The 23,217-nt window shown below is 64.9% G+C and carries 27 protein-coding genes and 2 pseudogenes; 10 read left to right on the forward strand and 19 right to left on the reverse strand.

Annotation, left to right across the window (positions count from 1 at the left end):
* Window positions 1–39 precede the first annotated feature (39 nt).
* Together ACVWZM_RS43455 and ACVWZM_RS43460 are read right to left on the reverse strand one after the other, a co-directional pair.
* Window positions 40–783 carry an ABC transporter ATP-binding protein gene (locus tag ACVWZM_RS43455; RefSeq protein WP_076831885.1) on the reverse strand — a complete coding sequence of 248 codons (744 nt, stop codon included), beginning with the start codon at window positions 781–783 and terminating at the stop codon, window positions 40–42.
* Window positions 776–1,531 (reverse strand): ABC transporter ATP-binding protein, encoded by a 756-nt coding sequence (locus ACVWZM_RS43460; RefSeq protein ID WP_456856333.1) that lies wholly within the window; start codon window positions 1,529–1,531, stop codon window positions 776–778. The genes ACVWZM_RS43455 and ACVWZM_RS43460 overlap by 8 nt, the downstream gene beginning before the upstream one ends.
* Before the next feature lie 339 nt (window positions 1,532–1,870).
* Here ACVWZM_RS43460 and ACVWZM_RS43465 point away from each other — a divergent pair, with 339 nt between their 5' ends.
* Window positions 1,871–2,032: a hypothetical protein gene (locus tag ACVWZM_RS43465; protein WP_159109470.1), complete on the forward strand. Its 162-nt coding sequence runs from the start codon at window positions 1,871–1,873 to the stop codon at window positions 2,030–2,032.
* 3 nt (window positions 2,033–2,035) lie between these two features.
* Window positions 2,036–2,653, forward strand: coding sequence for a hypothetical protein (locus ACVWZM_RS43470; RefSeq protein WP_456856335.1), 618 nt, complete (start codon window positions 2,036–2,038; stop codon window positions 2,651–2,653).
* Window positions 2,654–2,698: 45 nt separating this feature from the next.
* Here the strand turns inward: ACVWZM_RS43470 and ACVWZM_RS43475 are convergent, their stop codons facing one another.
* The 3 genes from ACVWZM_RS43475 to ACVWZM_RS43485 all read right to left on the reverse strand — a co-directional run bounded on the left by ACVWZM_RS43475 (window position 2,699) and on the right by ACVWZM_RS43485 (window position 4,736).
* Window positions 2,699–3,067 carry an ArsC family reductase gene (locus ACVWZM_RS43475; protein ID WP_085967190.1) on the reverse strand — a complete coding sequence of 123 codons (369 nt, stop codon included), beginning with the start codon at window positions 3,065–3,067 and terminating at the stop codon, window positions 2,699–2,701.
* Between the two features lie 98 nt (window positions 3,068–3,165).
* A complete protein-coding gene (locus ACVWZM_RS43480; RefSeq protein ID WP_076831881.1) occupies window positions 3,166–3,675 on the reverse strand; it encodes a cytochrome P460 family protein in 510 nt (169 codons plus the stop codon).
* A 20-nt stretch (window positions 3,676–3,695) separates the two neighbouring features.
* Window positions 3,696–4,736 (reverse strand): alpha/beta fold hydrolase, encoded by a 1,041-nt coding sequence (locus ACVWZM_RS43485; RefSeq protein ID WP_253587050.1) that lies wholly within the window; start codon window positions 4,734–4,736, stop codon window positions 3,696–3,698.
* Between the two features lie 164 nt (window positions 4,737–4,900).
* Here ACVWZM_RS43485 and ACVWZM_RS43490 point away from each other — a divergent pair, with 164 nt between their 5' ends.
* The gene (locus ACVWZM_RS43490) at window positions 4,901–6,454 is read left to right on the forward strand and encodes a winged helix-turn-helix domain-containing tetratricopeptide repeat protein (RefSeq protein ID WP_456856338.1); all 1,554 of its coding nucleotides are present in this window, start codon (window positions 4,901–4,903) and stop codon (window positions 6,452–6,454) included.
* A gap of 36 nt (window positions 6,455–6,490) precedes the next feature.
* Here ACVWZM_RS43490 and ACVWZM_RS43495 read toward each other — a convergent pair whose 3' ends face one another.
* On the reverse strand, window positions 6,491–7,255 hold the full coding sequence (locus ACVWZM_RS43495; protein WP_438071096.1) for a glucose 1-dehydrogenase: 765 nt from the start codon (window positions 7,253–7,255) through the stop codon (window positions 6,491–6,493).
* A gap of 156 nt (window positions 7,256–7,411) precedes the next feature.
* Here ACVWZM_RS43495 and ACVWZM_RS43500 point away from each other — a divergent pair.
* Window positions 7,412–8,155, forward strand: a pseudogene (locus ACVWZM_RS43500) (LysR substrate-binding domain-containing protein); the annotation flags it as partial.
* Window positions 8,156–8,311: 156 nt separating this feature from the next.
* On the opposite strand, the gene ACVWZM_RS43505 reads toward ACVWZM_RS43500, so the two are convergent.
* Both ACVWZM_RS43505 and ACVWZM_RS43510 read right to left on the reverse strand, forming a co-directional pair.
* Window positions 8,312–8,953: a glutathione S-transferase family protein gene (locus ACVWZM_RS43505; protein ID WP_456856340.1), complete on the reverse strand. Its 642-nt coding sequence runs from the start codon at window positions 8,951–8,953 to the stop codon at window positions 8,312–8,314.
* 412 nt (window positions 8,954–9,365) lie between these two features.
* Window positions 9,366–10,694 carry a dicarboxylate/amino acid:cation symporter gene (locus tag ACVWZM_RS43510; protein ID WP_076831866.1) on the reverse strand — a complete coding sequence of 443 codons (1,329 nt, stop codon included), beginning with the start codon at window positions 10,692–10,694 and terminating at the stop codon, window positions 9,366–9,368.
* A 140-nt stretch (window positions 10,695–10,834) separates the two neighbouring features.
* On the opposite strand from ACVWZM_RS43510, the gene ACVWZM_RS43515 reads away from it, so the two are divergent.
* Window positions 10,835–10,993, forward strand: coding sequence for a DUF5993 family protein (locus ACVWZM_RS43515; protein WP_456856342.1), 159 nt, complete (start codon window positions 10,835–10,837; stop codon window positions 10,991–10,993).
* An 8-nt stretch (window positions 10,994–11,001) separates the two neighbouring features.
* Window positions 11,002–11,547, forward strand: a complete 546-nt coding sequence (locus ACVWZM_RS43520; RefSeq protein ID WP_456856344.1) for a disulfide bond formation protein B — start codon at window positions 11,002–11,004, stop codon at window positions 11,545–11,547.
* 5 nt (window positions 11,548–11,552) lie between these two features.
* On the opposite strand, the gene ACVWZM_RS43525 is transcribed toward ACVWZM_RS43520, so the two are convergent.
* Window positions 11,553–12,257: a glutathione S-transferase family protein gene (locus tag ACVWZM_RS43525; RefSeq protein WP_456856345.1), complete on the reverse strand. Its 705-nt coding sequence runs from the start codon at window positions 12,255–12,257 to the stop codon at window positions 11,553–11,555.
* A gap of 94 nt (window positions 12,258–12,351) precedes the next feature.
* Here ACVWZM_RS43525 and ACVWZM_RS43530 point away from each other — a divergent pair, with 94 nt between their 5' ends.
* Entirely contained in the window at window positions 12,352–13,233 is an 882-nt protein-coding gene (locus ACVWZM_RS43530) for an SDR family oxidoreductase (protein WP_456856347.1), read from the forward strand.
* Window positions 13,234–13,265: 32 nt separating this feature from the next.
* On the opposite strand, the gene ACVWZM_RS43535 is transcribed toward ACVWZM_RS43530, so the two are convergent.
* Both ACVWZM_RS43535 and ACVWZM_RS43540 read right to left on the reverse strand, forming a co-directional pair.
* Complete coding sequence (locus tag ACVWZM_RS43535; protein WP_076831854.1) at window positions 13,266–13,610, reverse strand: Lin0512 family protein; 345 nt, start codon at window positions 13,608–13,610, stop codon at window positions 13,266–13,268.
* Between the two features lie 62 nt (window positions 13,611–13,672).
* The gene (locus ACVWZM_RS43540; RefSeq protein ID WP_456856349.1) at window positions 13,673–14,674 is read right to left on the reverse strand and encodes an MFS transporter; all 1,002 of its coding nucleotides are present in this window, start codon (window positions 14,672–14,674) and stop codon (window positions 13,673–13,675) included.
* A 269-nt stretch (window positions 14,675–14,943) separates the two neighbouring features.
* On the opposite strand from ACVWZM_RS43540, the pseudogene ACVWZM_RS43545 reads away from it, so the two are divergent.
* Window positions 14,944–15,665: pseudogene (locus ACVWZM_RS43545) on the forward strand (LysR family transcriptional regulator).
* A 47-nt stretch (window positions 15,666–15,712) separates the two neighbouring features.
* On the opposite strand, the gene ACVWZM_RS43550 reads toward ACVWZM_RS43545, so the two are convergent.
* The 5 genes from ACVWZM_RS43550 to ACVWZM_RS43570 all read right to left on the reverse strand — a co-directional run bounded on the left by ACVWZM_RS43550 (window position 15,713) and on the right by ACVWZM_RS43570 (window position 19,669).
* Window positions 15,713–16,417: a PA1136 family autoinducer-binding transcriptional regulator gene (locus ACVWZM_RS43550; RefSeq protein WP_456856351.1), complete on the reverse strand. Its 705-nt coding sequence runs from the start codon at window positions 16,415–16,417 to the stop codon at window positions 15,713–15,715.
* 156 nt (window positions 16,418–16,573) lie between these two features.
* On the reverse strand, window positions 16,574–17,449 hold the full coding sequence (gene hchA, locus ACVWZM_RS43555) for a glyoxalase III HchA (RefSeq protein WP_456856352.1): 876 nt from the start codon (window positions 17,447–17,449) through the stop codon (window positions 16,574–16,576).
* 100 nt (window positions 17,450–17,549) lie between these two features.
* Complete coding sequence (locus ACVWZM_RS43560) at window positions 17,550–18,245, reverse strand: GNAT family N-acetyltransferase (RefSeq protein ID WP_057019827.1); 696 nt, start codon at window positions 18,243–18,245, stop codon at window positions 17,550–17,552.
* 123 nt (window positions 18,246–18,368) lie between these two features.
* Entirely contained in the window at window positions 18,369–19,013 is a 645-nt protein-coding gene (locus ACVWZM_RS43565) for an O-methyltransferase (RefSeq protein ID WP_456856353.1), read from the reverse strand.
* A gap of 23 nt (window positions 19,014–19,036) precedes the next feature.
* Window positions 19,037–19,669 (reverse strand): PadR family transcriptional regulator, encoded by a 633-nt coding sequence (locus tag ACVWZM_RS43570; RefSeq protein WP_456784706.1) that lies wholly within the window; start codon window positions 19,667–19,669, stop codon window positions 19,037–19,039.
* Window positions 19,670–19,861: 192 nt separating this feature from the next.
* Here ACVWZM_RS43570 and ACVWZM_RS43575 point away from each other — a divergent pair, with 192 nt between their 5' ends.
* A complete protein-coding gene (locus ACVWZM_RS43575; protein ID WP_057019824.1) occupies window positions 19,862–20,215 on the forward strand; it encodes an MmcQ/YjbR family DNA-binding protein in 354 nt (117 codons plus the stop codon).
* A gap of 21 nt (window positions 20,216–20,236) precedes the next feature.
* Here the strand turns inward: ACVWZM_RS43575 and ACVWZM_RS43580 are convergent, their stop codons facing one another.
* Both ACVWZM_RS43580 and ACVWZM_RS43585 read right to left on the reverse strand, forming a co-directional pair.
* Window positions 20,237–20,803, reverse strand: a complete 567-nt coding sequence (locus ACVWZM_RS43580) for a hypothetical protein (RefSeq protein WP_018271230.1) — start codon at window positions 20,801–20,803, stop codon at window positions 20,237–20,239.
* Between the two features lie 90 nt (window positions 20,804–20,893).
* Window positions 20,894–21,859 (reverse strand): GlxA family transcriptional regulator, encoded by a 966-nt coding sequence (locus ACVWZM_RS43585; protein WP_456856355.1) that lies wholly within the window; start codon window positions 21,857–21,859, stop codon window positions 20,894–20,896.
* Window positions 21,860–22,064: 205 nt separating this feature from the next.
* On the opposite strand from ACVWZM_RS43585, the gene ACVWZM_RS43590 reads away from it, so the two are divergent.
* Entirely contained in the window at window positions 22,065–22,706 is a 642-nt protein-coding gene (locus ACVWZM_RS43590; RefSeq protein ID WP_057019820.1) for an HD domain-containing protein, read from the forward strand.
* Between the two features lie 7 nt (window positions 22,707–22,713).
* On the opposite strand, the gene ACVWZM_RS43595 is transcribed toward ACVWZM_RS43590, so the two are convergent.
* The gene (locus tag ACVWZM_RS43595) at window positions 22,714–23,172 is read right to left on the reverse strand and encodes an SRPBCC family protein (protein WP_057019819.1); all 459 of its coding nucleotides are present in this window, start codon (window positions 23,170–23,172) and stop codon (window positions 22,714–22,716) included.
* Window positions 23,173–23,217: the final 45 nt, after the last annotated feature.

Here is a 23,217-nt window from a genome sequence, read left to right on the forward strand (position 1 = left end):
TCGTATTCCCTCGTCCTAAATTTTCTGGTTCTGGCGATATCAGACGCCGAGATAGGTATGGAGCTTGTCCATGTTGGCCGACAGCTCGGAATTCGCGAAGCCGTCGATCACCTTGCCGTGCTCGACAATGTAATAGCGGTCCGCAACGGTCGAGGCGAAACGGAAATTCTGTTCGACCAACAGGATCGTGAATCCCTGCGACTTCAGGCGCGCAATGGTGTGCCCGATCTGCTGGATGATGACCGGCGCCAACCCTTCGGTCGGCTCGTCCAGCATCAGGAAGCGCGCGCCGGTGCGCAGGATGCGCGCGATCGCCAGCATCTGCTGCTCGCCACCCGAGAGCTTGGTGCCCTGGCTGGTGAGGCGCTCCTTCAGGTTGGGAAACAGCGTGAAGATCTGGTCGAGCGGCAGGCCGCCCGGGCGCACCACCGGCGGCAGCAGCAGGTTCTCGCGCACGTCGAGGCTGGCGAAAATGCCGCGCTCTTCGGGACAGAATGCGATGCCGAGCCGCGCGATTTTGTCCGAGGTGGCGCGGATGATTTCCTGATTGTCGAAGCGGATCGAGCCGGAGCGCTTGTTGATGACGCCCATCACCGACTTCAACGTGGTGGTCTTGCCGGCGCCGTTGCGGCCGAGCAGCGTCACCACCTCGCCGGCCTTCACGTTGAAATTGATGCCGTGAAGGATGTGGGATTCGCCGTACCAGGCCTGCAGATCCTTGACCGTCAGCACGTCGGCGCCGGCCGCAGCGACAGGCTTCTCCGCCAGTTTTGCCTCAGCCATGACCCGCTCCCAGATAGGCTTCCTTCACGCGCTCGTCCTTGGAGAGGTCGGCGTAGTTGCCCTCCGCCAGCACCTGCCCGCGCGTCAGCACCGTGATGATGTCGGAGAGGTTGGCCACCACCGAGAGGTTATGTTCGACCATCAGGATGGTGTATTTCGCGGAGATCCGCTTGATCAGCGCCGCGATCTTGTCGATGTCCTCGTGGCCCATGCCGGCCATCGGCTCGTCGAGCAGCATCATCTCGGGGTCGAGCGCGAGCGTCGTTGCAATTTCAAGTGCGCGCTTGCGGCCGTACGGCATCTCGACCGCCGGCGTATTGGCGAATTCGCTCAAGCCGACGTCGTTCAGGAGCTCGTGGGCGCGCGGATTGAAGCGGTCGAGCACGCTTTTCGAACGCCAGAAATCGAACGACGAACCGTGCTGCCGCTGCAGCGCCACGCGAACGTTCTCGAGCGCGGTCAGATGCGGAAATACCGCCGAAATCTGAAACGAACGGACCAGCCCGAGGCGCGCCACGTCGGCCGGCGGCATCGCGGTGATGTCGTTGCCCTTGTAGCGAATCTGGCCTGCCGACGGCTTCAGGAATTTGGTCAGCAGATTGAAACAGGTCGTCTTGCCGGCGCCGTTCGGCCCGATCAACGCATGGATACTGCCCCGACGCACTTTCAACGCGACGTCGCGAACGGCGAAGAAACCCGCGAATTCCTTGGTCAATCCGCTGGTTTCGAGGATGAACTCATCGGCCAAATAGATTCCCCCATACGCCATCGCTGCGAAGCCCCTCGCCCGCGTGGCCAGCTTTTTTCGTGTCCGACAGGCGTCCGATCCGTCTTGGAAACCGTCCGGGGCCCGTCGCCTCCGGGCCGGAATATGCCGTCATCTGCGGCAGTTACGCAAGGTGGAAAGCTGTGCAGTGCGGCATCAGCGTGACCGGTTCCGGTTGATCCTTAGTCGAATGGCATTTCGGTGCGCTTTGCGCCTCGGGAAAGCGGTCGTTAACGGTGTTTTGCTCCGGACTCCCACTTTCATAGAATATTTGCGCCTCTCGCCGAAGCTCCGGCCATTGCATGATGAACGGCTAGAGCCTTGCATTTCAAGCGCGCCAATTCTTCGGTCGTCAAATCGATCCCGCAACGTGATTTCCTCGGCACGTGGCTGCGACTTTATGCCCGCAGCCAAACCATCCCGCAGATCGATGAACTTGTCCCTGGCCGCATCCCGTCCGGGGATGTGCCTGAATTCGGCTAGCCGATGCAATTCAGAAGTGCCGATCCATCGGTGGTCAAATCGATCACGCAGCGTGTGCTGCTGAACGCCTGGCTGCGCGCGCTGCGCATGCCGGACGCGCTTCCCCTGCTGTGCGACTTCCACACCGAGGGCACCGCCGACGAGCGCGCCGACATGATGGGCTTTGACGTGGTCGGCAGTGGCGAGGCCGCCCGTTTCCTGATCACGCAGGAAGGCGCGAGGCTGACGACGGCCTATGGCAACGAGCACGTCGAGCCGCGGCTGCGCACCAACCGCTATCTCGATGACGCGATCGGCCCCGAGCGCTATGCCGGCGTGATCCTGTCCTATCGTGCTTGCCTCGCGCGCAAGCGTCCGACCTATACAGTTGCGGGGGTCACGGACGCCGACGGCAAGGACGTGTCCTATGAGCGGCTGCTGCTGCCGTTCGGACGCGGCGACAACGTCGAGCACATCATCGGCTCCTACAAGGCGATCAGCATCGACGGCGGCTTCCGGCTGCACAATCTGATGGGCGTGGCTGCGAAGTCGGCCCCGGTGGTCACGGAGCGGGCCGTGATCGACCGCAGGTTCGTGCCCACAGATGGTCCGGCGAGCCATGAATCAGTCGAGCTGATCTAGACTCGTCACTTCTCGCGAAGCGGTCGCGGCATCGCTGGAAGCGCCTTAGCCCTTCTTGCGCGCCTTCGCCGGCACTTCCTTGGCGTAGATGTCCGGCTTGAAGCCGACCACGCGCTTGCCCCCGAGATCGAGCACCGGGCGCTTGATCATCGAGGGCTGCTCGGCCATCAGCGCCAGCGCCTTGCGCTCGTTCAGGCCTTCCTTGTCGGCATCGGGCAGCTTCTTGAAGGTGGTGCCGGCGCGATTGAGCAGTGTCTCCCAGCCGACCTCGTCGCTCCACTGCTTGAGCTTATCCTTGGCGATCCCGGCGGTCTTGTAGTCGTGGAAGTCGTAGGCGACGCCGTGATCGTCGAGCCAGGCCCGCGCCTTCTTCATGGTGTCGCAGTTCTTGATGCCGTAGATGGTGATGGTCAATGCCGTTCCCCGCATGCGATTGCGGCGGGAAATTAGCCTCGCGGCAATCCCGGCGCCAGATCGGAGCCATCAGGTCTCCACACCGATATTGCCGGCATTCAATGCGCATAGTGCGTGAAGACGAAATCGTGATCGCTGGCATGGGCCTCGTGGCAGGCGAAACAGGTCTCGTGCTGAGCGGCATCGACCGGCTTGCCGTCGACGAAGCGGCCGAACCCCCAGCCTCCGGTCGATGCATATTTGGCCGCGTCCTTGACCATGACCTGGACCGTGGTCGCCGGCCCCGCGATGAAGGCGCCGTTGAGGCCATCAACGGGCTTGCGCTTCCAGGCCAGCTTGACCAGCACGGTGCCGTCGGGGAAACGCGCGGCGCCGTCCTGATAGGCCTTCACGGCGGTCGCGTTGCCGAGCACGCTGCGCAGTTCGTCGAGCCCGGTCTCCTCGCCGACCGCGATCAGCTTCCAGTCGCGATAGCCGTCGGGGATTTTCACGCCGAAGATCGGCGATGCCAGTGCGGCGTCATCGGCATGTCCGACGGCAAACGGCAATGACGCGCTGATGCAGGCTGCCGCGATCGCGGCAGCTGCCCATTTCAAAACCTGTCTCATGATCCTCGATCCGCTCCGTCTCAGACCTTGCTGACGTCGATGATGGCCTGGACGAAGGCCTGCGGCGCCTCCTGCGGCAGATTGTGGCCGATGCCGCCGGTCAGGAGCCGATGTTCGTAATGGCCGGAGAACTTCTTGGCATAGGCCGCGGGCTCCGGATGCGGCGCGCCGTTGGCATCGCCCTCCATCGTAATGGTCGGGATCGCGATCACGGGCGCCTGGGCGAGCGTCTTCTCGAACGCGTCGTACTTCGCCTCGCCCTCGGCGAGACCAAGCCGCCAGCGGTAATTGTGGATCACGATATCGACGTGATCAGGATTCTCGAAGGCCGCCGCGCTGCGGTCGTAGGTGGCGTCGTCGAACTTCCACTGCGGCGACGCCAGCTGCCAGATCAGCTTGTTGAAATCGTGCCGGTTCTTGGCATAGCCCTCGCGGCCGCGCTCGGTCGCGAAATAGAACTGGTACCACCATTGCAGCTCGGCCTTCGGCGGCAGCGGCATCTTGCCGGCCGCCTGGCTGCCGATCAGATAGCCGCTCACCGAGACCATGGCTTTACAGCGCTCGGGCCAGAGCACCGCCATGATGTTGGCGGTGCGCGCGCCCCAATCATAGCCGCCGAGCACGGCCTTCTCGATCTTCAACGCGTCCATCAGCGCGATGATGTCGGCTGAGACCGCGACCGGCTGGCCGCTGCGCATGGTGTCGCTGGAGAGGAAGCGCGTGGTGCCATAGCCGCGCAGATGCGGCACGATCACGCGGTAGCCGGCCTCGGCCAGCGCCGGCGCGACGTCGGCATAGCTGTGGATGTCGTAGGGCCAGCCGTGCAGCAGGATCACTGCGGGACCGGACGCAGGACCCATCTCGACATAGCCGGTATCAAGCACGCCGGCATTGATCTGCTTGACCGGACCGATCGTGGTGTGGGCGCCGGCCTTGATCGCAGGCAGCGCCGGCTTGGACTGAGCCTGAGCCGAATAGACGAAGCCGAACTTGGAAGCAGCAAGGATCCCGCCGGCGATGCCAAGGAAGCGGCGGCGCTGCTGATTGATGGACTGCGACATGGCGATCTCCTTAAGTCTGGTGTCGGGATTGAATATCGCAGCGACCGCCACCGTCCGCTTTCAGAGGACGTGGATTTGTCCTTCAGAGCGTCGTGATTTTGGCTCCACCCGACCTGTGCTAGGTTCCGCCACGAACTCAGCCGCGGGCCGCCGGACTCTTCGATTTGACTTACCATTTCAACGACTTGACCCTCGATCCCGAGCGCCGTGAGCTGCGCCGTGGCGATAATCTGGTGGCCGTCGAGCCGCAGGTCTTCGACCTCCTCGAATTCCTGATCCGCGCCCGCGATCGCGTGGTCAGCCGCGACGAGGTGCTGGCCGCGGTCTGGCACGGCCGGATCGTCTCGGAAGCGACGCTGAGCAGCCGGATCAATGCCGCGCGGACCGCGATCGGCGACAATGGCGAGGAGCAGCGGCTGATCCGCACCCTGCCCCGCAAAGGTCTGCGTTTTGTCGGCGATGTCCGCGAGGACACCGCGCACGATCGTCCGATTGCAGACAATGCCAGCCCGCCGCGGCCCAGCGAGGGCCCGTCGATCGCGGTGCTGCCCTTCACCAATATGAGCGGCGATCCCGAGCAGGATTATTTCGCCGACGGCATCGCCGAGGACATCACCACCGCGCTCGCACGTTGCAGCCGGCTCACCGTGATCGCGCGCAACTCCGCCTTCACCTACAAGGGCAAGGCGGTCGATATCCGCCAGGTCGGACGCGATCTTGGCGTCGGCTATGTGCTCGAAGGCAGCGTCCGCCGCGGCGGCGATCGGCTGCGGATCACCGGGCAGCTGATCGACGCCGTCTCCGGCGCGCATCTGTGGGCCGACCGGTTCGATGGCGCCGCTACCGACGTGTTCGACCTGCAGGACCGCATCACCGAGAACGTGGTCGGCGCGATCGAGCCGACCTTGCTCGTCGCGGAAGCCGAGCGGGTGCGGGCAGCGCCGCCCGACAGGCTCGACGCCTACGACCTGCTGCTGCGCGCCTACAGCCTGCGTTACGAGTTCACGCCGGAGAGCATCGAAGCTGCACTCGATTGCCTCGACCAGGCGCTGGCGCTCGACCCCGCCTATGCGCCCGCGCTGGCGGCCTCCGCCTATTGTCATGCGATGCGCCATGTCCAGGGCTGGCTGAAGCCGAACGACGCCTACCGGGAGCGCGCGGTGGCGCAGGCCTGGCGCGCGGTCGAGCTCGCGCCCGGTGACCCGCAGGTGTTGTGGATGGCGGCGTTCGCGATCTGGAACATGGCCGACGAGATCGAGCCCGCGCGCGACCTGTTCGAGCGGTCGCTTGCGATCAATCCGAACTCGGCGATGGCGCTCGTGCTCGGCGGCTGGATCGAGGCGATGCGCGGCAATCAGAAAGCTGGCCGCGCCATGATCGAGCGCGCGCAACGGCTGAACCCGCGCGACCCGCGCGGCTGGTTCGCCGCCGCGGCACTGGCGATCTGCGCAGTGCTCGACCGGAATTTTGCCGAAGCAGTGATGTGGGCCGACAAGGCGCTGGCGCAGAACCGCCGCTTCGCGGTGGCGCTGCGCGTCCTGATCGTGGCGCTGGTCAGGACCGGCGACACCGCACGCGCGGCCCAGATCGCGCGCGAGCTGCTCAAGGTCGACCCGGAGTTCACGATCTCCGGCTTCCTGTCGCGGATTCCCTTTCCGGTGGAAGCGATGTCCGCGACCTATCGCGAGACGCTGAAGGCGGCCGGCGTCCCGGACTGATGCTGCTCTGGCGGCGCGACGTCATTCACCCGCTGGTTAGGCCAAAATACCTCCATCGACCACCAAGGCATGGCCGACCACAAAGCTTGCCGCCGAACCGCATAACCATAGAACAGCGGCAGCGATTTCTTCAGGTTCACCAAGGCGTCCGATCGGTTCGGCTGCTACGAACGCCTTGACGATCTCTGGATCGTTGTTCCTTGTTACCCGCTTCGCCATCGGAGTATTGCCGATAATGCCCGGGCATACTGCGTTGATACGGATGCCCTTCCCGGCATAATCGAGTGCGGAGGCGCGGGTGAGACCTATCACCCCGAATTTGCTGGCGGAATAGGCGGCGCGCCCTTTGGAGCCCCTCATCCCGCCGATCGACGAGCAGTTGACGATTGCGCCGCTTCCTTGTGCGGTCATGTGGCGAAGCTCCGCCTTCATGCAGTTCCACACACCGCGCAGATTGACATCGATGATGTTGTCAAACTCGGCATCTTCCGTTTCAACCAATGGCGCAGCATCGCAGTTGATGCCCGCATTGTTGAAGGCTGCATCGAGCTTCCCGTAAGTCTCGATCGCCTGCTCGATCATTGCGTTCACCTGGCCCCGATCCGTTACATCGCAGCCGACGGCAAGGACGTCATGACCCGCGGATCGCAGTTCAGCAGCGGCAGTTTCGAGCAACGCTGTGTTGCTGTCTGCAACGACCACGGACGCGCCTGCAACACCAAATGCCCTGGCTGTCGCCAGACCAATGCCACCAGCGGCGCCGGTAACAAGCGCAACCTTTCCTTCGAAGCTCTCTACCATTGCTGACCTTTCAAAATGCTGGATCTCGTCGAATAGGCGGCGCTGCTCAGAGTGACGGAATTGGCTTACTCAGCTTGCTCAGTGTCATCACACGCGCATGCGGGTGATCCAGTATTCCAGAGACGCCGATTGTTGAGCCGAGAGGCCGCGGCGTACAACCGCACCACGCGAAGCGTTGCGCCGACTCCGGCGGGAGAGCGCCTGCTCCGAAGCGTCGGGCCGAAATTTGAGGAAATGGACGCCGAGCTGTCGGCCCTTGGCGAGTTGCGGGAGAAACCGGCCGGCAACATCCGGATCACGGCGACCGAACACGCCGCCGAAGCGATCCTGCTGCCCGCCCTGGCGAAGATCCTGCCGAATTACCCGGACATCAGTGTCGAAGTCATTGTCGACTACGGCCTCGCGAACATCGTTGCGCAGCGATACGACGCCGGTATCCGACCTGGCGAGCTGGTCGCGAAAGACATGATTGCCGTTCGAGTCGGACCGGATTTGCGGTCCGCGGTCGTGGGCGCTCCGTCATATTTTGCCAACCGAAAGAGGCCGCGCACCCCCCAGGATCTGACCAGCCACAACTGCCTGAACCTGCGCCTGCCGACCCATGGCGGGCTCTACGCTTGGGAATTCGAGAAGGACGGGCGCGCGCTCAACGTGCGGGTCGACGGCCAGCTCGTCTTCAACGGCGCAGGCCCGCTCCTGCAAGCGGCGTTGAACGGCTTTGGCCTCGCATACCTGATGGAGCGTAACGTGCAGCCCTACGTCTCCGACGGACGGCTCGTTCGGGTACTGTCGGATTGGTGTCCTCCATTTTCCGGATACCACCTGTACTACCCTAGCCGTCGTCAACCTTCACCGGCATTCTCGCTGCTGGTTGAAGCTCTTCGGTATCGAGGGAAGTAGGCGGCACTCCCGCTTGCGGCCGTTCGGCGATCTCGGGAGATGACCGCTTTTTCGCCGCTGTGGGGGTTGAGCGCACATCAGCGCCAGCCGCTAATGAGTACACAGCCCGGGCAGTGGACTTGTAAGCGTGGAGCCACAGCCGGCTTGAAGCGAGCACTACAATCCCGGTGATCTCGCCGCCCAAGCCTTGGTGGCCTGGCAGCTTTCCATTGCTCGTGCGTAGGCAGGGCGTGCCGTCGTGCGGGCGAGATAGTCCCGCTCGGTAGGACCGGGGACGTAGTTGCCGGTTCGCATGCCGAGCAGGAGAGCGTAGCTCACCGAGATATCGGCAGCAGTGAATCGGTCGCCGGCGAGATAGGGGCAATCCGCGAGACGGCGGATAACCAACCCCAGCCGGCTCTCGAAGGTCTCGAATGCCCAGCAGGTAACCCGGGCATCTCGCTCGGCTTCGGGCGCCAGTTGGCGACCGACAATGACGGCGTTCATCGGCCCGGCGAGCCCGGCCTCGCCCAGATGGAGAAATTGCAGATAGGACGCGAAGGCGGGATCGTCCGGAGCGACGGCAAGCGAACCTGAGCCGTGCCGGGCGAGCAGGTACTCGAGAATCGCGATCGATTCGACCATGATCGTCTCGCCGTCCTGCAGTGCGGGAATGAAGCCGGCGGGATTGATCGCGAGGAAATCGCGATCAATCCCGCCAGCGAGCAGATCGACCGGGCGCAGCCGATAGGCCAATCCCAATTCCTCAAGCAGCCAGACAACACGGAAGCCACGACCTTCGCCATAGACGGTGAGCATAGTTAAGCGTTCCTGGATTGGGCTGGATGGACGAACTCGCTGAGGTGAGCCAGTCCCGCCACGGACTATCGATGGAGCATCATGCACGCAAGGCTTGGCGCATAGTCGTCATCCTACAGTGCGGGCCCTTCCCACTTCATGGGTTCACGACCTAGGCTGCGGCCGCGAACGAGACGCGTTCCCCTCTCCCGCCTGCGACGCAGTCAGTTGCAGAGGCCCGCAGATGCCATATGCGACAGCCTTGGGACGAGCGGACACCTGCGCAATTTCGGAATATTAGAAGAGTATCCCTGAGTTGCCCGACATGTCAAGTTGCCTGCTCGAACACCGGCCGCCGCCGGCTGCTTTGCATGGGGTTGTTTTCGATATTTTGGCAGCGCCCTATCCGACGGCCCCTTAACTTCATATTGCTCTAGCCTGAGCCGCCCGGCTCCAGCGCCTCGCCGAGCTCGAGCGGATGCGCCATCGTCTCGTGCAGCGCCTGCTTGTCGAGCTCGCCTTCCGACAGGCTGATCACGACGCAGGCGACGCCGTTGCCGATCAGGTTGGTGAGCGCGCGGCACTCGCTCATGAACTTGTCGATGCCGACCAGGATCGCGATCGACTGGATCGGAATATCGGGCACGATCGACAGCGTTGCGGCGAGCGTGATGAAGCCGGCGCCGGTGACGCCGGACGCGCCCTTCGAGGTGATCATGGCGATGCCCAAAATGCCGAGCTCCTGCCAGATCGTCAGATGCGTGTTGGTGGCCTGCGCCAGGAACAGCGTCGCCAGCGTCATGTAGATGTTGGTGCCGTCGAGATTGAAGCTGTAGCCGGTCGGCACCACGAGGCCGACCACCGAGCGCGAGGCGCCGAGATGCTCCATCTTCTGGATCATCTGCGGCAGCACCGTCTCCGACGACGACGTGCCGAGCACGATCAGGAGCTCGTCCTTGATATAGGCGATGAAGCGGATGATCGAGAAGCCGGCGAGCCGCGCGATGGCGCCGAGCACGATCAGCACGAACAGGATGCTGGTGAGGTAGAAGGTCGCGATCAGCGCTGCCAGATTCAGCAGCGAGCCGAGGCCGTAGGCGCCGACCGTGAAGGCCATCGCGCCGAATGCGCCGAGCGGCGCGACGCGGACGATGATCCGGATGATGCCGAAGAACATCTTGGCGGCCGTGTCGATCGCTGACGCAATCGGCTCGCCGACCTTGCCCATGAGAGCGATGGCGAAGCCCGAGAGGATCGAGATCAGCAGCACCTGCAACAGGTCGCCGCGCGCGACCGCGCCGAGATAGCTGTCCGGAATGATCGCCATCAGATGGGCAACGATGCCCTGCTCTTTGGCCTGCGTGACGTAATTGGAGACCGATTTCGGATCGATCGTGGAAGGATCGATATTGAAGCCGTGGCCGGGCTGCAGCAGCTCGCCGACCAGAAGACCGACCGCAAGCGCCACCGTCGACACCGCCTCGAAATAGATCAGGGTCTTCAACCCGACCCGGCCGACGCGCTTGAGGTCGCCCATCGAGGAGATGCCGTGCACCACGGTGCAGAAGATGACCGGCGCGATCATCATCTTGATCAGCGCGATGAAGCCGTCGCCCAGCGGCTTCAATTCCTTGCCGAGATTCGGATAGAAATATCCGATCAGGACACCTGCCACGATCGCGATCAGCACCTGGACGTAGAGGATCTTGTACCAGGGCTGATGACGGGGATGGGCAACGGGCTTGATGGCGGCTGTGGTCATGAGGTGCCCCGGCTGGGATGAACTCAACTGGTGATGCCATCTTGGCGGAGCCGCGCGCAAGCGACAATGCCCATTCGCACCGTCGCGAGCGCACACGAATCTGTCATAGACTGCGGCCGGCTCGCATCGGGAGGCTGGGAATGGAATTCACGGCATTGTTTCTCGCCATCACCATCGCCCTGCTGGTGGCCTGGCGTGGCCCGCGTCCCGTCGCGATCGGTCTGTTCGCGGTGACCCTGATCGCCTGCGTCGCGACCTTGCTGCACCACGCCACCGACCGTCTCACTTTGTCGTTCTGAGGCCGGCCATGAACGACACGCAGGCCGTCACCCTCAATGCCGTCGCGCTCTATGGGCTGGCGCTGGTACTGGCCGCCGCCTTTGCCGCGCAGCTGCTGCTCCACGAGCTGCCCTGCCCGCTCTGTCTGTTGCAGCGCATCCTGTTCGCCTTGCTGGCGATCGGGCCGATCCTCAATATCCGCTTCGGGCCGCGGCCGAGTCATTATGCGTTGTCGCTGCTCACGGCCGTCCTTGGCGCCACGGTCTCGACCCGGCAGGTGCTGCTGCACATCCTCCCCGGCGACGCCGGTTACGGTTCGGCGCTGCTCGGCTATCATTATTATACGTGGGCGCTGATCGGATTCATCGCCGCGATCGTGATGCTCGCGGCGATGCTGCTGTTCGACCGCCAGTTCGCGCACCGCGCGGCGCCGGGCAGCTCGCCCGGCAGGGTCGCGCAAGGTGCGGTGTGGCTGGTGGTCGGGCTGACGGCACTGAATGTGCTCTCCACCCTGCTCGAGTGCGGCTTTGCCGCCTGTGCCGACAATCCCATCGTCTATGAGCTGCTGAAGTAGGTTGCTTAGGGCCGCTTCGGAATGTTCAATCCGCGCTCGACTGCCGGCCGCTTGAGACCGCGCTCCAGCCAGGCCGCGACCTGCGTGAACTGGTCGAATTCGACGAGCTCGCGCGCGCCGTAGAAGCCGATCAGATTGCGCACCCAGCCGAGCATCGAGATGTCGGCGATGCTGTATTCGTCGTCCATGAACCACTGCCGTCCGGCGAGATGCGTCTCCATCACGCCGAGCAGGCGCTTCGACTCGGCGATGTAGCGCTGCAGCGGCCGCTTGTCCTCGTAATCCTTGCCGGCGAATTTGTGGAAGAAGCCGACCTGGCCGAACATCGGTCCGATGCCGCCCATCTGGAAATGCACCCACTGGATGGCCTGATAGCGGCGCGCGACGTCCGCCGGCAACAGCTTGCCGGTCTTGTCGGCGAGATATTGCAGGATAGCGCCGGATTCGAACAATGGCAGCGGCTTGCCGCCGGGGCCGTTGGGATCGAGGATCGCCGGAATCTTGCCGTTCGGGTTCAGCGACAGGAACTCCGGCGTCTTCTGGTCATCCTTGTTGAAGTCGACGAGATGGACCTCGTAGGGCAGCCCGATCTCCTCGAGCATGATCGAGACCTTCACGCCGTTCGGCGTCGGCAGCGAATAGAGCTGCAGGCGGTCCGGATGCTGGGCGGGCCAGCGCTTTGTGATGGGAAAGGCAGACAAGTCGGTCATGTCGACATTCTTTGCACGGTTGTTGCTTTGCAGGTTTATTGATGGACGGCTAATGTACGGAGCTCAGTGAAAGCCGCAAGGTCTGCAACCGGCCATGAACGATCAACAGACGGGCGCAACGACAGGCGCAATGCTCGGCCTCTCCGACGACGAACTCGCAACGCACCCGACCGTGTTCGCGGCCGATGCGCTCGCCGGTCAGGTGGTCGTGGTGTCCGGCGGCGCCGGCGGCATCGGCCGCGCCATCGCATGGCTGTTCGCGCGGCTCGGCGCGCATGTCGTCGTCGCAGGCCGCAATGCCGACAGGCTCGACGCACTGGTCGATCATCTCGTCCATCGCGGGCTCAAGGCGTCGGCGCATGTCGCCGACATCAAGGATCCCGACGCGGTCAATGCGATGCTCGAGGCGCTGTGGACTGAGCACGGCCGCGTCGATCATCTCGTCAACAGCGCCGGCGGCCAGTTCCCGCAACCCGCGATCGACGTCTCGATCAAGGGCTGGAATGCGGTCATCAACACCAACCTCAACGGCACCTGGTACATGATGCAGGCCGCGGCGCAGCGCTGGCGCGACCGCAAGCATCCCGGCAGCATCGTCAACATCGTCGTGGTCACGACGCACGGCCTCTACGGCATTGCGCACTCGATCGCGGCACGCTCCGGTGTGATCGGCCTGTCGCGCGCGCTCGCGGTCGAATGGGCGCCGCTGAACATCCGCATCAACTGCATCGCGCCCGGCGCGATCGAGACCGAGGGCTGGAACGTCTACAGCGAAGCGGCGCGCGCCGCCTACCCGCGCTCCAATCCGATGATGCGCCCGGGCACGCCCTGGGACATTGCGGAGGCCGCCGTCTACCTCGCCGCGCCCTCCGGCAAGTTCATCACCGGCGAGACGCTGACCGTCGACGGCGGCGGCCAGCATTGGGGCGAGACCTGGACGACCGGCAAGCCCGACTATTTCAAAGGCGGCGAATAGCGCACGCATGCCGGTCGCCCGACGCGCTTGCGTCACTTGCCGTCGTCGAAGCTGACGATGACGGCGGCATTCGCGATCAGGATCGGGTCGTTGCCGAGATCGGACGGAATCTCGAGCCCGCCCGCGATCGCCTTCACGGTCTTGGTGCCATAGGGCAATTCCTTCGCGACCGCTTCGATATCGACATCTTCGGGATTCGGCACGGCGATCGTGACGTCGACGAACATGTCGTTGGCGGTCTTGCCGAGCATGCGGAAGAAGCCGAGGCTGGAATGGCGGATGGCGTCCGAGACGGCCCGCTTGGCGGCCTTGGTGGCGTCGCGGCCGTGAACGTCGACGCCCATGCCCATTTCGGTGATACAGCGCACGCGTGTCATGAAGGTTCCTGTTGTCGTTGGCGTGAGAGACCTTCACTCCTTCGGCTGCTGCGCGCGCGGCGTCAAGCCGGGTCCGTCGCCTCGCTTACGCGCTTGTGATCGCCGCGCGCCAGCATCCACGCCGCGAGACCGGCAAGGATCGCCGCGGCCACCACCATGACGCAGGCCGCGCCCCAGCCCCATGCCGAGACCACGGCGCCGACCGCGATCGGAGCGGTGACCTGGCCGAAATTGCTGCCCGTCATCAACAGGCCCATCATGACAGGCACCATCGCCGCCGATCGCGCCGCGGCGGGTGCGGTTGCAAGCAACGTCGCCGGGATCAGGCCGCCGATCGCGGAGAACAAAAGGCACAGCCAGAATGCGCCCCAGCCGCCGAGCACCGGCAGGAAGATTCCGAGCGCGGACGCGCCCATCACGAATGCCGCCACGGCAATCAGCAGGTTGCGGCTGACGCCGCGCGCGAGCAGATGACCGGCGGCGAGATTGCCGACGATGTTGCCGGCCGCGGCCAACGCACTGAGCCCGCCGGCGCCTTTGCTGGATACGCCGAGCCGCTCGGTCAGCAGGATCGGCAGGAAGCTGAACAGCGCAAAGAACATCAGGCTGTAGAGCGCAAACAGCACCATCAGGAGCGCCGGGGTGCGGCGCCGCGCCAGCGCGGTGGCTTCCTGCATCAGGCCGCTCCGCGCCGGGCCGGTCCGCGATGCCACTTCAGGCACAATGACGCCGGCGAGCACGAACAGCAGGGCGACAAAGGCAGCACTGGCCCACCAGATCGTGCGCCAGCCATCGAAGATCGGACCGGCGACCAGCGCCAGCGCGATCCCGAACGGCATCACGCAGCTCCACACCGCCATGGTGACGTCGCGCGCGCTGACATCGACGACACGATCCAGCAATGCAGGAGCCGCGACCATCACCAGCAGGAAGCCGAGCCCTTCCAGCAGGCGCGACGCCAATAGCACCGCGAGCTGTGGCGCGAGCGCGCCCGAGGCTGCCCCCAGCGTGATGGCCGCGAGCCCGCACAGCAGCACCTTGCGAGCACCAACCGCGGCAATCACCACGCCCGCCGGAACGCTGCCGATCGATGCCGAGGCTCTGTTGCAGCATCGAGGCGGCAATCGGAACCTTGCCGACCTGCAGCGCCGCGCCGATCCCGCAACCGATCACGATGGCGACCGTGGCCCATCGCTTCGCCTCGCTCTGCTGCATCACGGCCGTCTCGATCGTCATGCGTCCACTCCGCCCTGGGTCAGAGCACAGAGATAGCGTTTCCCGACCATCGACAGGAGTGATATGTTTTGCATCCGATTGATCGATTTCATAGATCATGCTCGACAACCTCACGCTCGATCAGATCCGCACCTTTGTCGCCATCGCCGAGAGCGGCAGCTTTCGCGCCGCCGCGACCAAACTGGCGCGGGTGCAATCCGCGGTCAGCCATGCCATCGCCAACCTCGAGGCCGAACTCGGGCTGACGCTGTTCGACCGCTCCAGCCATCGCCCGGCGCTGACGGCCGAGGGCAAGGCACTGCTGGGCAACGCGCGCGACCTGCTGCTCCGTGTCGACGCGATGCGGGCGCGGGCGCGTGGCCTGGGCGACGGGGTGGAATCGGAACTCTCGCTCGTCGTCGATACGCTGTTTCCGATCGCCGCCGCGGCCGCAAGAGCGTGGCTGATCTCGCCGATCATCTGCAGATCGTGCTGTCGGATCCGACCCCGCTGTCGGAGGGCCGCAGCTTCGGCGTGCTCTCGCCGCAGATCTGCCGGGTGAGCAATCAGGACACCAAGCACGCCATGATCCTGGCCGGGCTCGGCTGGGGCCGGCTGCCGCTCTGGCAGGTGGCGCGCGACCTGAAGGAGCGCCGCCTGGTGCGGGTCGAAACCGGCGCGCTCGGCCGCAACGCCGCGCTCGCGATGGAGGCCTATCTCGCCCACCGGCTCGATGAACCGCTGGGACCTGCGGCACGTGCATTTGCCGATGCATTGACGCGGATCGCTGCGGGCACGCATGCGCCGAAGATCAGGGCGAAGACGGCGAAGAAACACTGAGCCGCAGCGATCGCTCGCCGGCCCTGTGGCGGCCGACCGCAAGCGCCTCAGTCCTCGATCTCGCCGCTGCGGATCGCAAGCCGGATGGCCTGCGCTGTCGTGGCGACGCCGAGCCGAAGCCGCGCGCGCCGCACATGGTTCTCGACCGTGCGTTCCGACAGGCCGAGCGATGCCGCGATGTCGGCCTGGCGTCGTCCCGCCGAAATCCAGCGCAACACCTCGCGCTCGCGCGGCGACAGGCTCGACGCACCGTTCGGCTCGTGCGCTTCCATCAGCCCGCGGGCGGCGCGGAAGGCCGCCGCGCCGACCATCGTCAGCGCCGCACGCGTTCGCGGCGACGCATCGATCCGCGTTCCGGCGAAGCTCATCGCGCCTTCGAGGCCGGTGCGCCCGAACACCGGAACCTGCAGCCCATGGAAACCGGGCCCGCGCGGCGTGCGCACCACGCGGTACTTCTCGCCGCGCGCCGACATCACCTTGGTCCAGAAAAACGCCTGGTCCACATCGAGGAAATTGCGCGTCACCGGACAATGCCGGACATAGGTTTCGGCATCGACGGTCACGCCTTTGCCGAACCAGTCGCCTTCGACCCAGTAGATCCGGTCAACCAGGTCCTCACGTGCCGGCGACGCCGAGAACATCACGAACCGGTCGTAGCCGAGCGGCACGCTCGCGGACCGCACCGCCGCCTGGATCGCGGGCAAGCTCTCGCTGCCCTCGATCGCAACCACGGCTTCGATGTAGCGGTCCATGCGGTGCCATCGTGTCGTGCGGAAGGCCGGTCGCGCGCGGCCCAGCGCGTTGAGGATTTTCCCTCAAGCGAGGTCGGCCTGCAAGGCGCGCGACATTGGCCCGCCACCGGCGGCGGGGCGCGGTTCACCCCGCCCGCAGGTTGAGCCGCCGTCCGCTCAACGCCCGCCGAGCGTATCGAGCAGAGCCTTTGCGGCTGCCTTGCCGACATTATTGGCGGCGAAGGGGCTGTCACCGGTGATCAGCTTGCGATCCTGATGGGTCTTGCCGGTGATGTCCTTGTTCAGGATCTCAACCCCGAGCGCCTGCAACTGTTCGCCGAACGCCCAGGTCAGCGCGCCCGGCATGTAGCCGATATCGGGCGTGGTCCGATCGATGGCGTCGGGAAATGCGCAGATCTTGTAGCCCTTGAAGGGATAGTCGCCCTTGGCTTCGCCGACCGCGGACGCCAGCAGCGCCGCCGGGCCATGGCAAAGCGAGATGATGTGCTTGTCGTTGTCGAGCGCCCATTTCAGGGCGGCCTTCACGTCGGTGCTTTCGGGCAAGCCGATCAGCGCACCATGGCCGCCGGGAATGAACACCGCGATGTAATCGGAATCCTTGCCGAGTTTTTTTTCGATCACGTCGGAGAGCTTCAGCGGCTGCTTCAGCCTGGCGAGATATTTCTGGTAGATGCTCTTGACCGCGTCGTCCTCCTTCGGAAACGCCCAGAGCTCGAATTTGACCGGATTGCCCGACACGGTCGCGATATCGAATTCGAAGCCCGCCTTGTCGAGGTGATACATCGGCAACAAGGTCTCGACGGGATGGTTGCCGGTCGAGAACATCGTGCCGTTCTGCAACAGCAGATAGCGCTCGTCCGCGGCGATCATCAGAATTTTCCAGCGGCCGCCTCTGTAGGCGTTGGGATAGTCAGCGCCGGAGAGATCCGACTTGGCCGAGGTGAATTGCCCAAGCGAGTAAGGCGACGGAAAGAAAGCATTGTTCTCCGCCGGATCGGGTACGGGACGCTTGTCCTGGGATTGCTCGGACATCGAGATATCCTCTCTCATCGTGTTGCGATCCGGCAAAGGTAAGCACGAGATCCGCGATGAGGAATGAGGGATTTCCCTCAACCCACTTTCCCGGGCATCCCTATCCCTGTTTCTGCAACACCGTGATGTGCAGGCGGCGGCGGATCTCCATGCCCTGGCGGCGATAGAGCGCGATCGCCGAGACGTTGCTGGTGAAGACGTGCAGGAATGGAATTTCGCCACGCGCCACGATCTGGCGGGCGACCGCCGACAGCAGCGCCTGCGCGTAGCCACGGCCGCGATGCTCCGGATGCACGCAGACGGCTGTCATCTCGGTGTAGTTCCCCGGCTTCATCCGTTCGCCGGTCATCGCGACCAGTTCGCCATTGATGCGGATGCCGAGAAAGCTGCCGAGCTCATGCGTCCGCACGCTGAACGGGCCGGGCTTTGTCAGCTCCGTCAACGCCATCATCGCAGGAACATCGGTAGCGCCGAGCGTGACGATCTCGACGCCGGGCGCAGAATGGTCCGCGGGCACGCCGATCATCTGCTCGCCGGTCTCGGCCAGCAGCACCTTGAACTGCGGCGGCACCGGGACAGGATCGGGCGTGAACAGCACCGCGATGTCAGGTCCCGACAGCAGTGCACCGAGCGCGGCAAAGCTCCTTGGCGACATGTCGACCATGTCGGCGAAGGGTGCGATCGCGAGCGGGAAGCGCCGCGCATCGGTGCCGCCTTCCGCCAGCTCGCGTTGTCTCGTGGTCAGCGCGCTCCAGATTGGGCGATCGAGCGGATGATTGGGCGGGACTTCGGACATGCGGCGCTTCGCTCCTGATTTTCCTCGAACAGAGCAAGAAGCGCCGGCAAAATCCAGCATGGCATGGTGCGGTTGCGGCTCACAATCACGACAGCAGTCGATCAGGTGATGCAGTCCACCGGGTCAGGCCACCTTCAGGCAGAGCTCGGTGCCACCCTTGAGCGGCAGCGTGATCGACACGAAGCCGTTGTCGGGACCGCGCACGAACTCCAGGAAATCCGCCTCGGCATTGTCGTTCATGACGTAGCCGCCGACGCGCAGTTGCGGCGCGACGATCTCGACCACCTGGCGCGCCAGCGTCGGCCCCTTGTCGCCCGGCCAGCCGTCGATCAGGATGAAGTCGACGGGACTACCAAGATCGCGCAGCGTCTTGCGCGCATCGCCCTCGCGGATGTCGGCGTAATCGGCAAGGCCGGCGTCCGCGAGATTGCGCTTCGCCGCTGCGACCTTGGCCGGCACGATCTCCGACCCGATCACGGTGCCGCCGCCATTGTCGCGCATCGCGGCGGCGAAATAGAGCGTCGACATTCCGACCGACGTCGCGAACTCGGCGACGCGCTGGGCGCGCAGGCCGCGGCACAACAGATAGATCAGCTCGCCCTGCTCCGGGTGGATCGAGAATCCCTGCTCGGCATAGTCGTGGGGGTCGCGGCTGCCGCTCTGCATCGGATTGCCGCGCACGGGCGCCCGGCGGGTGGCCTGCAGGCGCTCGATGACGGCGGTGACGCGGGCATCGCGGATCGCGCTGTGCGGTTCGGCGTTGTACATGAAGGGGCTCCTTTGCGACTGCGTCATTGCTGCAGGATCTCAGCGGCCGCGCGGTCGAGGATCTTTGCGATCCGCCGCGCCTCTGCAGCATCGCAGCCGCGCTTCTGGCGCAGCGCGCTCTTCAGCGCGTGACGGGCGCGGTGCACCTCGTCGGACGCCTCGCCGTCGAGATCGCTCACGCCGGCGAAGGCTTCGCGCACCTCCTCCATGCGGCGGCCGATCCGCGACAGCGCCTCGAGGATGGTATCCGCGGTCGTGCGGTTCTCGCCGAGATACGCCCTGCCCTGCTCGGTGATGTTGTAGAGCTTGCGCGCCGCGTCCTGGGTGACGCTGGCATGGCCGATCTCCTCGAGGAATGTCAGCGCCGGATAGATCACGCCCGGGCTCGGGCTGTAGAAGCCGTCCGACCGCTCTTCGATCCTCTTGATCAGCTCGTAGCCGTGCGCCGGCTGCTCGCCGAGCAGCGCCAGGATGACCAGTTGCAGATCCTGCGACGAAAGCCGCCGCGATCCCGGAAAATCACCGCCGCCACCCCGCCCGAAGAAGCCATGGCCGCCGCGGCCAAAGCGGTGACCGCCTCGGCCATGCCGGCCCATGGCGAAGAACCCAAACCGGAAGCCGTCATCGTCCCGGTCGCGAAACATCGATCGTCTCATTTGTGCATTCCTTACTGAAAACATATCTTACGATATATCTACAGATGGAGGGACAACAACCACATTTTCGTGAAATTTCCGAAATGGACGGCGACGACTGCTGGCCGAGGACTGGCCGGGCTCTCAGTCCGGGGCTTGCCGACCTTCATGCGGCTGGCCTATGGCTTTGAACGCCTTCCAGCCCCGCGACTCATGCGCCCCAAGACCTTCGAAGCCCATTGCCTGCGCCTGCCCGCCGCCACCAAGGTGGTGCAATGGGAAGGCACGTCGGTGTTCAAGGTCGGCGGCAAGATGTTCGCGCTGGCCGGCGGCTACATCGAGAGCACCGGCGGCTTCATGTTCAAGACCTCGAACATGGCCTATCACCTTCTGATCGAGCAGGGCCTGGCGCGGCCGGCGCCGTATCTGGCGCGCGCCAAATGGGTGCAGTTGATGGCGAACGACTCCCTGCCCGACGCTGAGCTCAAGGCCTATCTCGACCAGGCGCATGCGCTCATCGCCGGAAAGCTCACGCGGAAGTCGCGCAAGGCGCTCGGGCTCGACTGATCGGCCAAGCTGCGACGCTATTCAGCCACCCAGCGGCTTGTCGGAATCGCCCGACAGCAATTTCGGGAACAGCTCCTTGAAGGCGAACTTGTCGTCGCCCTTGGCGCGGTCGAAGCGCAGCACGACGTCGAACCGGCTGCCCTCCCATTTGGTCGGCGGGGTGCCCTTGCTGACCGGGATCAGCGGAAGGATATCGGAGATGATCGCCTTGTGCTCCCAGCACAGCAGCACGACGCCCTTCAGCGCCAGCACCGCAGGCACCAGCCTCGGCTCATCGCCCTTGCCAAAGCTTTCGTTCGGGGTCAGGCCGCGCCGTGCGGCAAGCGCCGAGATCGTCTCGGCCGGACGGCTCGACGGCGGCTGATTGGCCGTGGTGCCCGGTGTCGCGGCATAGATTGCATCGGGCTTGGCATAGTCACCGCCGGTGAGATCGGTGCCGAACAACGCGGTCCACGCGCCCGCACGCTCCCACCCACGGAGCACAAGCGACTCGGTGTCGGAGACGCCATCCGCGGTGAAACCGGGTCCCGGCCAGGAATCGCCCGGCTTCTCGGCATGACGGATGATGAAGAGCGTGAGCGCGTCCATGGGCGGCCTCTCGGGAGAAGATGTGTGGCAGGATCCGGCGTCGGCGACGTCGATCCTATCCCCGATACAGCCTCCGGTTGATGAACCGCATCACAGTTTGCGAAAACTCGCGCGGTACTGCGCCGGGGACACACCGAGCCGCTCGCTGAACACGATCCGCATCCGGTCGGCCGAACCGAAGCCGCAGTCGAATGCAACCGCCTTCAGCGGCCGGTCTGAGCCCTCGAGCAGCCGGCGCGCGGCGTCGACCCGCGCCCGCTCGATGAATTCGTGCGGCGTGATTCCGGTCTCCTGCGCAAAGGCGCGGCCGAAATTGCGCACGCTCATGCCGACGGCTTCCGCCAGCGACTGCAGCGTGTGGCGCTCGCCGACATGCTGCATGACATGCGCCTGCGCGCGCGCAATCGGCGAATCCTCATCGACCGGCGCGGTGAGATAGGGACTGAATTGCGACTGCCCGCCCTGGCGCTGCGCCACCACGACCAGCCGCTTGGCCACCGCGACCGCAACCTGCGGCCCGTGCCGCTCGGCGACCAGCGCGAGCCCGAGATCGATCCCCGCGGTCACGCCGGCCGAGGTCATCAGATGCCCATCGCGAATGTAGATGCGGTCGAAGATCACCTCGGCTGCCGGAAAGCGCGCCGCCAGCCGCTGCGCGTTCTGCCAATGCGTCGTCACCTTGTGGCCGTCGAGCAGCCCGGCATGGCCGAGCGCGAAGGCGCCGGTGCAAATCGAACCATAGAGCTCGGCGCGCGCGGGCGCCCCACGCAGCCACTGTGTCAGTTCGGGATCCGGCGCGGCGTCGGGCAATGCCGGCCCACCCGCCACCAGCAGGATATCGAACCTCTCTTGTGCCTCGGCGAAGCTGAGATCGGCCGATATCTTCATGCCGTTCGACGCGCGGAGCGGTTCGCAGTCGGCACCGACCAGCACGGTCTCATAGCCATCGCCCGCCGGCACAAAGCCGTTCGTCTCCGCGAACACGTCGACGGGACCCGCGACATCGAGCGCCTGAACCCCTTCGTGAATCGCGATCGCGACCCTCTGAACCGCCATGCCTTCTCCCTGCCCGCTGGCGCGAAACGACGTCTGGTTGGCCCGATCCGGCGGCGCGCGATCGTTGCGGGATCGGGCCAAAACGGGCGACAAGCACCCCACGGATCGCGCCATCCGGCGATCCGCACACACCGCAGAGACAAGCGCCGGGCTCGCGTGTTCGCACGCCACGGCATCGTCTTGCCACATCGAGGAGCGTCTTGAAATGACCGAGATCATCGCCGGCATCCGCGTACCCGACAGCGCGATGGCCCGCGCCGCCACCCAGCTGGTATGGGATACCGAGGACGCCCTGCTCTACAATCACAGCCGCCGCGTGTTCTTCTGGGGCGCGCTGACCGGCAACCGCCGCAAGCTGAAATTCGATCCCGAACTGCTCTATATCGGCGCCATGTTCCACGACATGGGCCTCACCGCTGCTCACGCGAGCCCCGATCTGCGCTTCGAGGTCGACGGCGCCAACGCTGCACGCGACTTCCTCAAGGGCTATGGCGTTCCGGAGCGCGACATCGAGGATGTCTGGACCTCAATCGCCCTGCACACCACGCCTGGCGTCCCCGAGCATATGCGTCCGACCATTGCGCTGGTCACCGCCGGCGTCGAGATGGACGTGCTCGGCATCGCCTACGACGATTTCTCGCACGAGCACCGCGACCATGTCTGCGCGCACCATCCGCGCGAGGCGAACTTCAAGGAGAACATCATCGATCATTTCGCCGCCGGCACCATCAGGAAGCCGCTGACGACCTTCGGCAACGTCAAGGCCGACGTGCTGGCGCTGAAGGACATGAACTATACCAGGACGAACTTCTGCTCGATCATCCTCGGCTCGAAATGGCCGACATGACGCGACGTCAATGGCGGTTGGCAGGACCGTGGTCGGGGCCGGGATCCCGACCGGCGGCCGCGTGGGAGAGCCGGCCCATGTAATGCGCCCAACCCTTGTCGTGGCTCTCGCACTGCGCGGCGTTCGGCAGGCCGCTATGGGTCATGCGGAGCAGCGTGCCGTTGTCCTGCTCCATCAGGTCGATCTCGATCAGGCTCGATCCCGGCGGCACTTCCTCGCTGCCCTCCCAGCCGAAGCTGTAGGCGAGACGATGCACCGGCACGACCTCGCGGAACGCACCGCGCGCGGCGCGGCTGCGATCGCTGCCGAGCCCTTTGAGGAAGTAGAGGCCCCCGGGATGCGTCTCGGTCGCAGCTTCTAGCCCCATCCAGCTCACGATCTTCTGCGGATCGGTCAGAAAGGCGAACACGGTTGCAGCCGGGGCTGCGATCTGGATCTCGCGTTGAACGATGAAGGCTTCAGTCATCGATCCATGCTCCATTGACAGTCGGTCCTGAGGGATAATTCGTGA

This window comes from Bradyrhizobium sp. USDA 4501 (assembly GCF_054062115.1).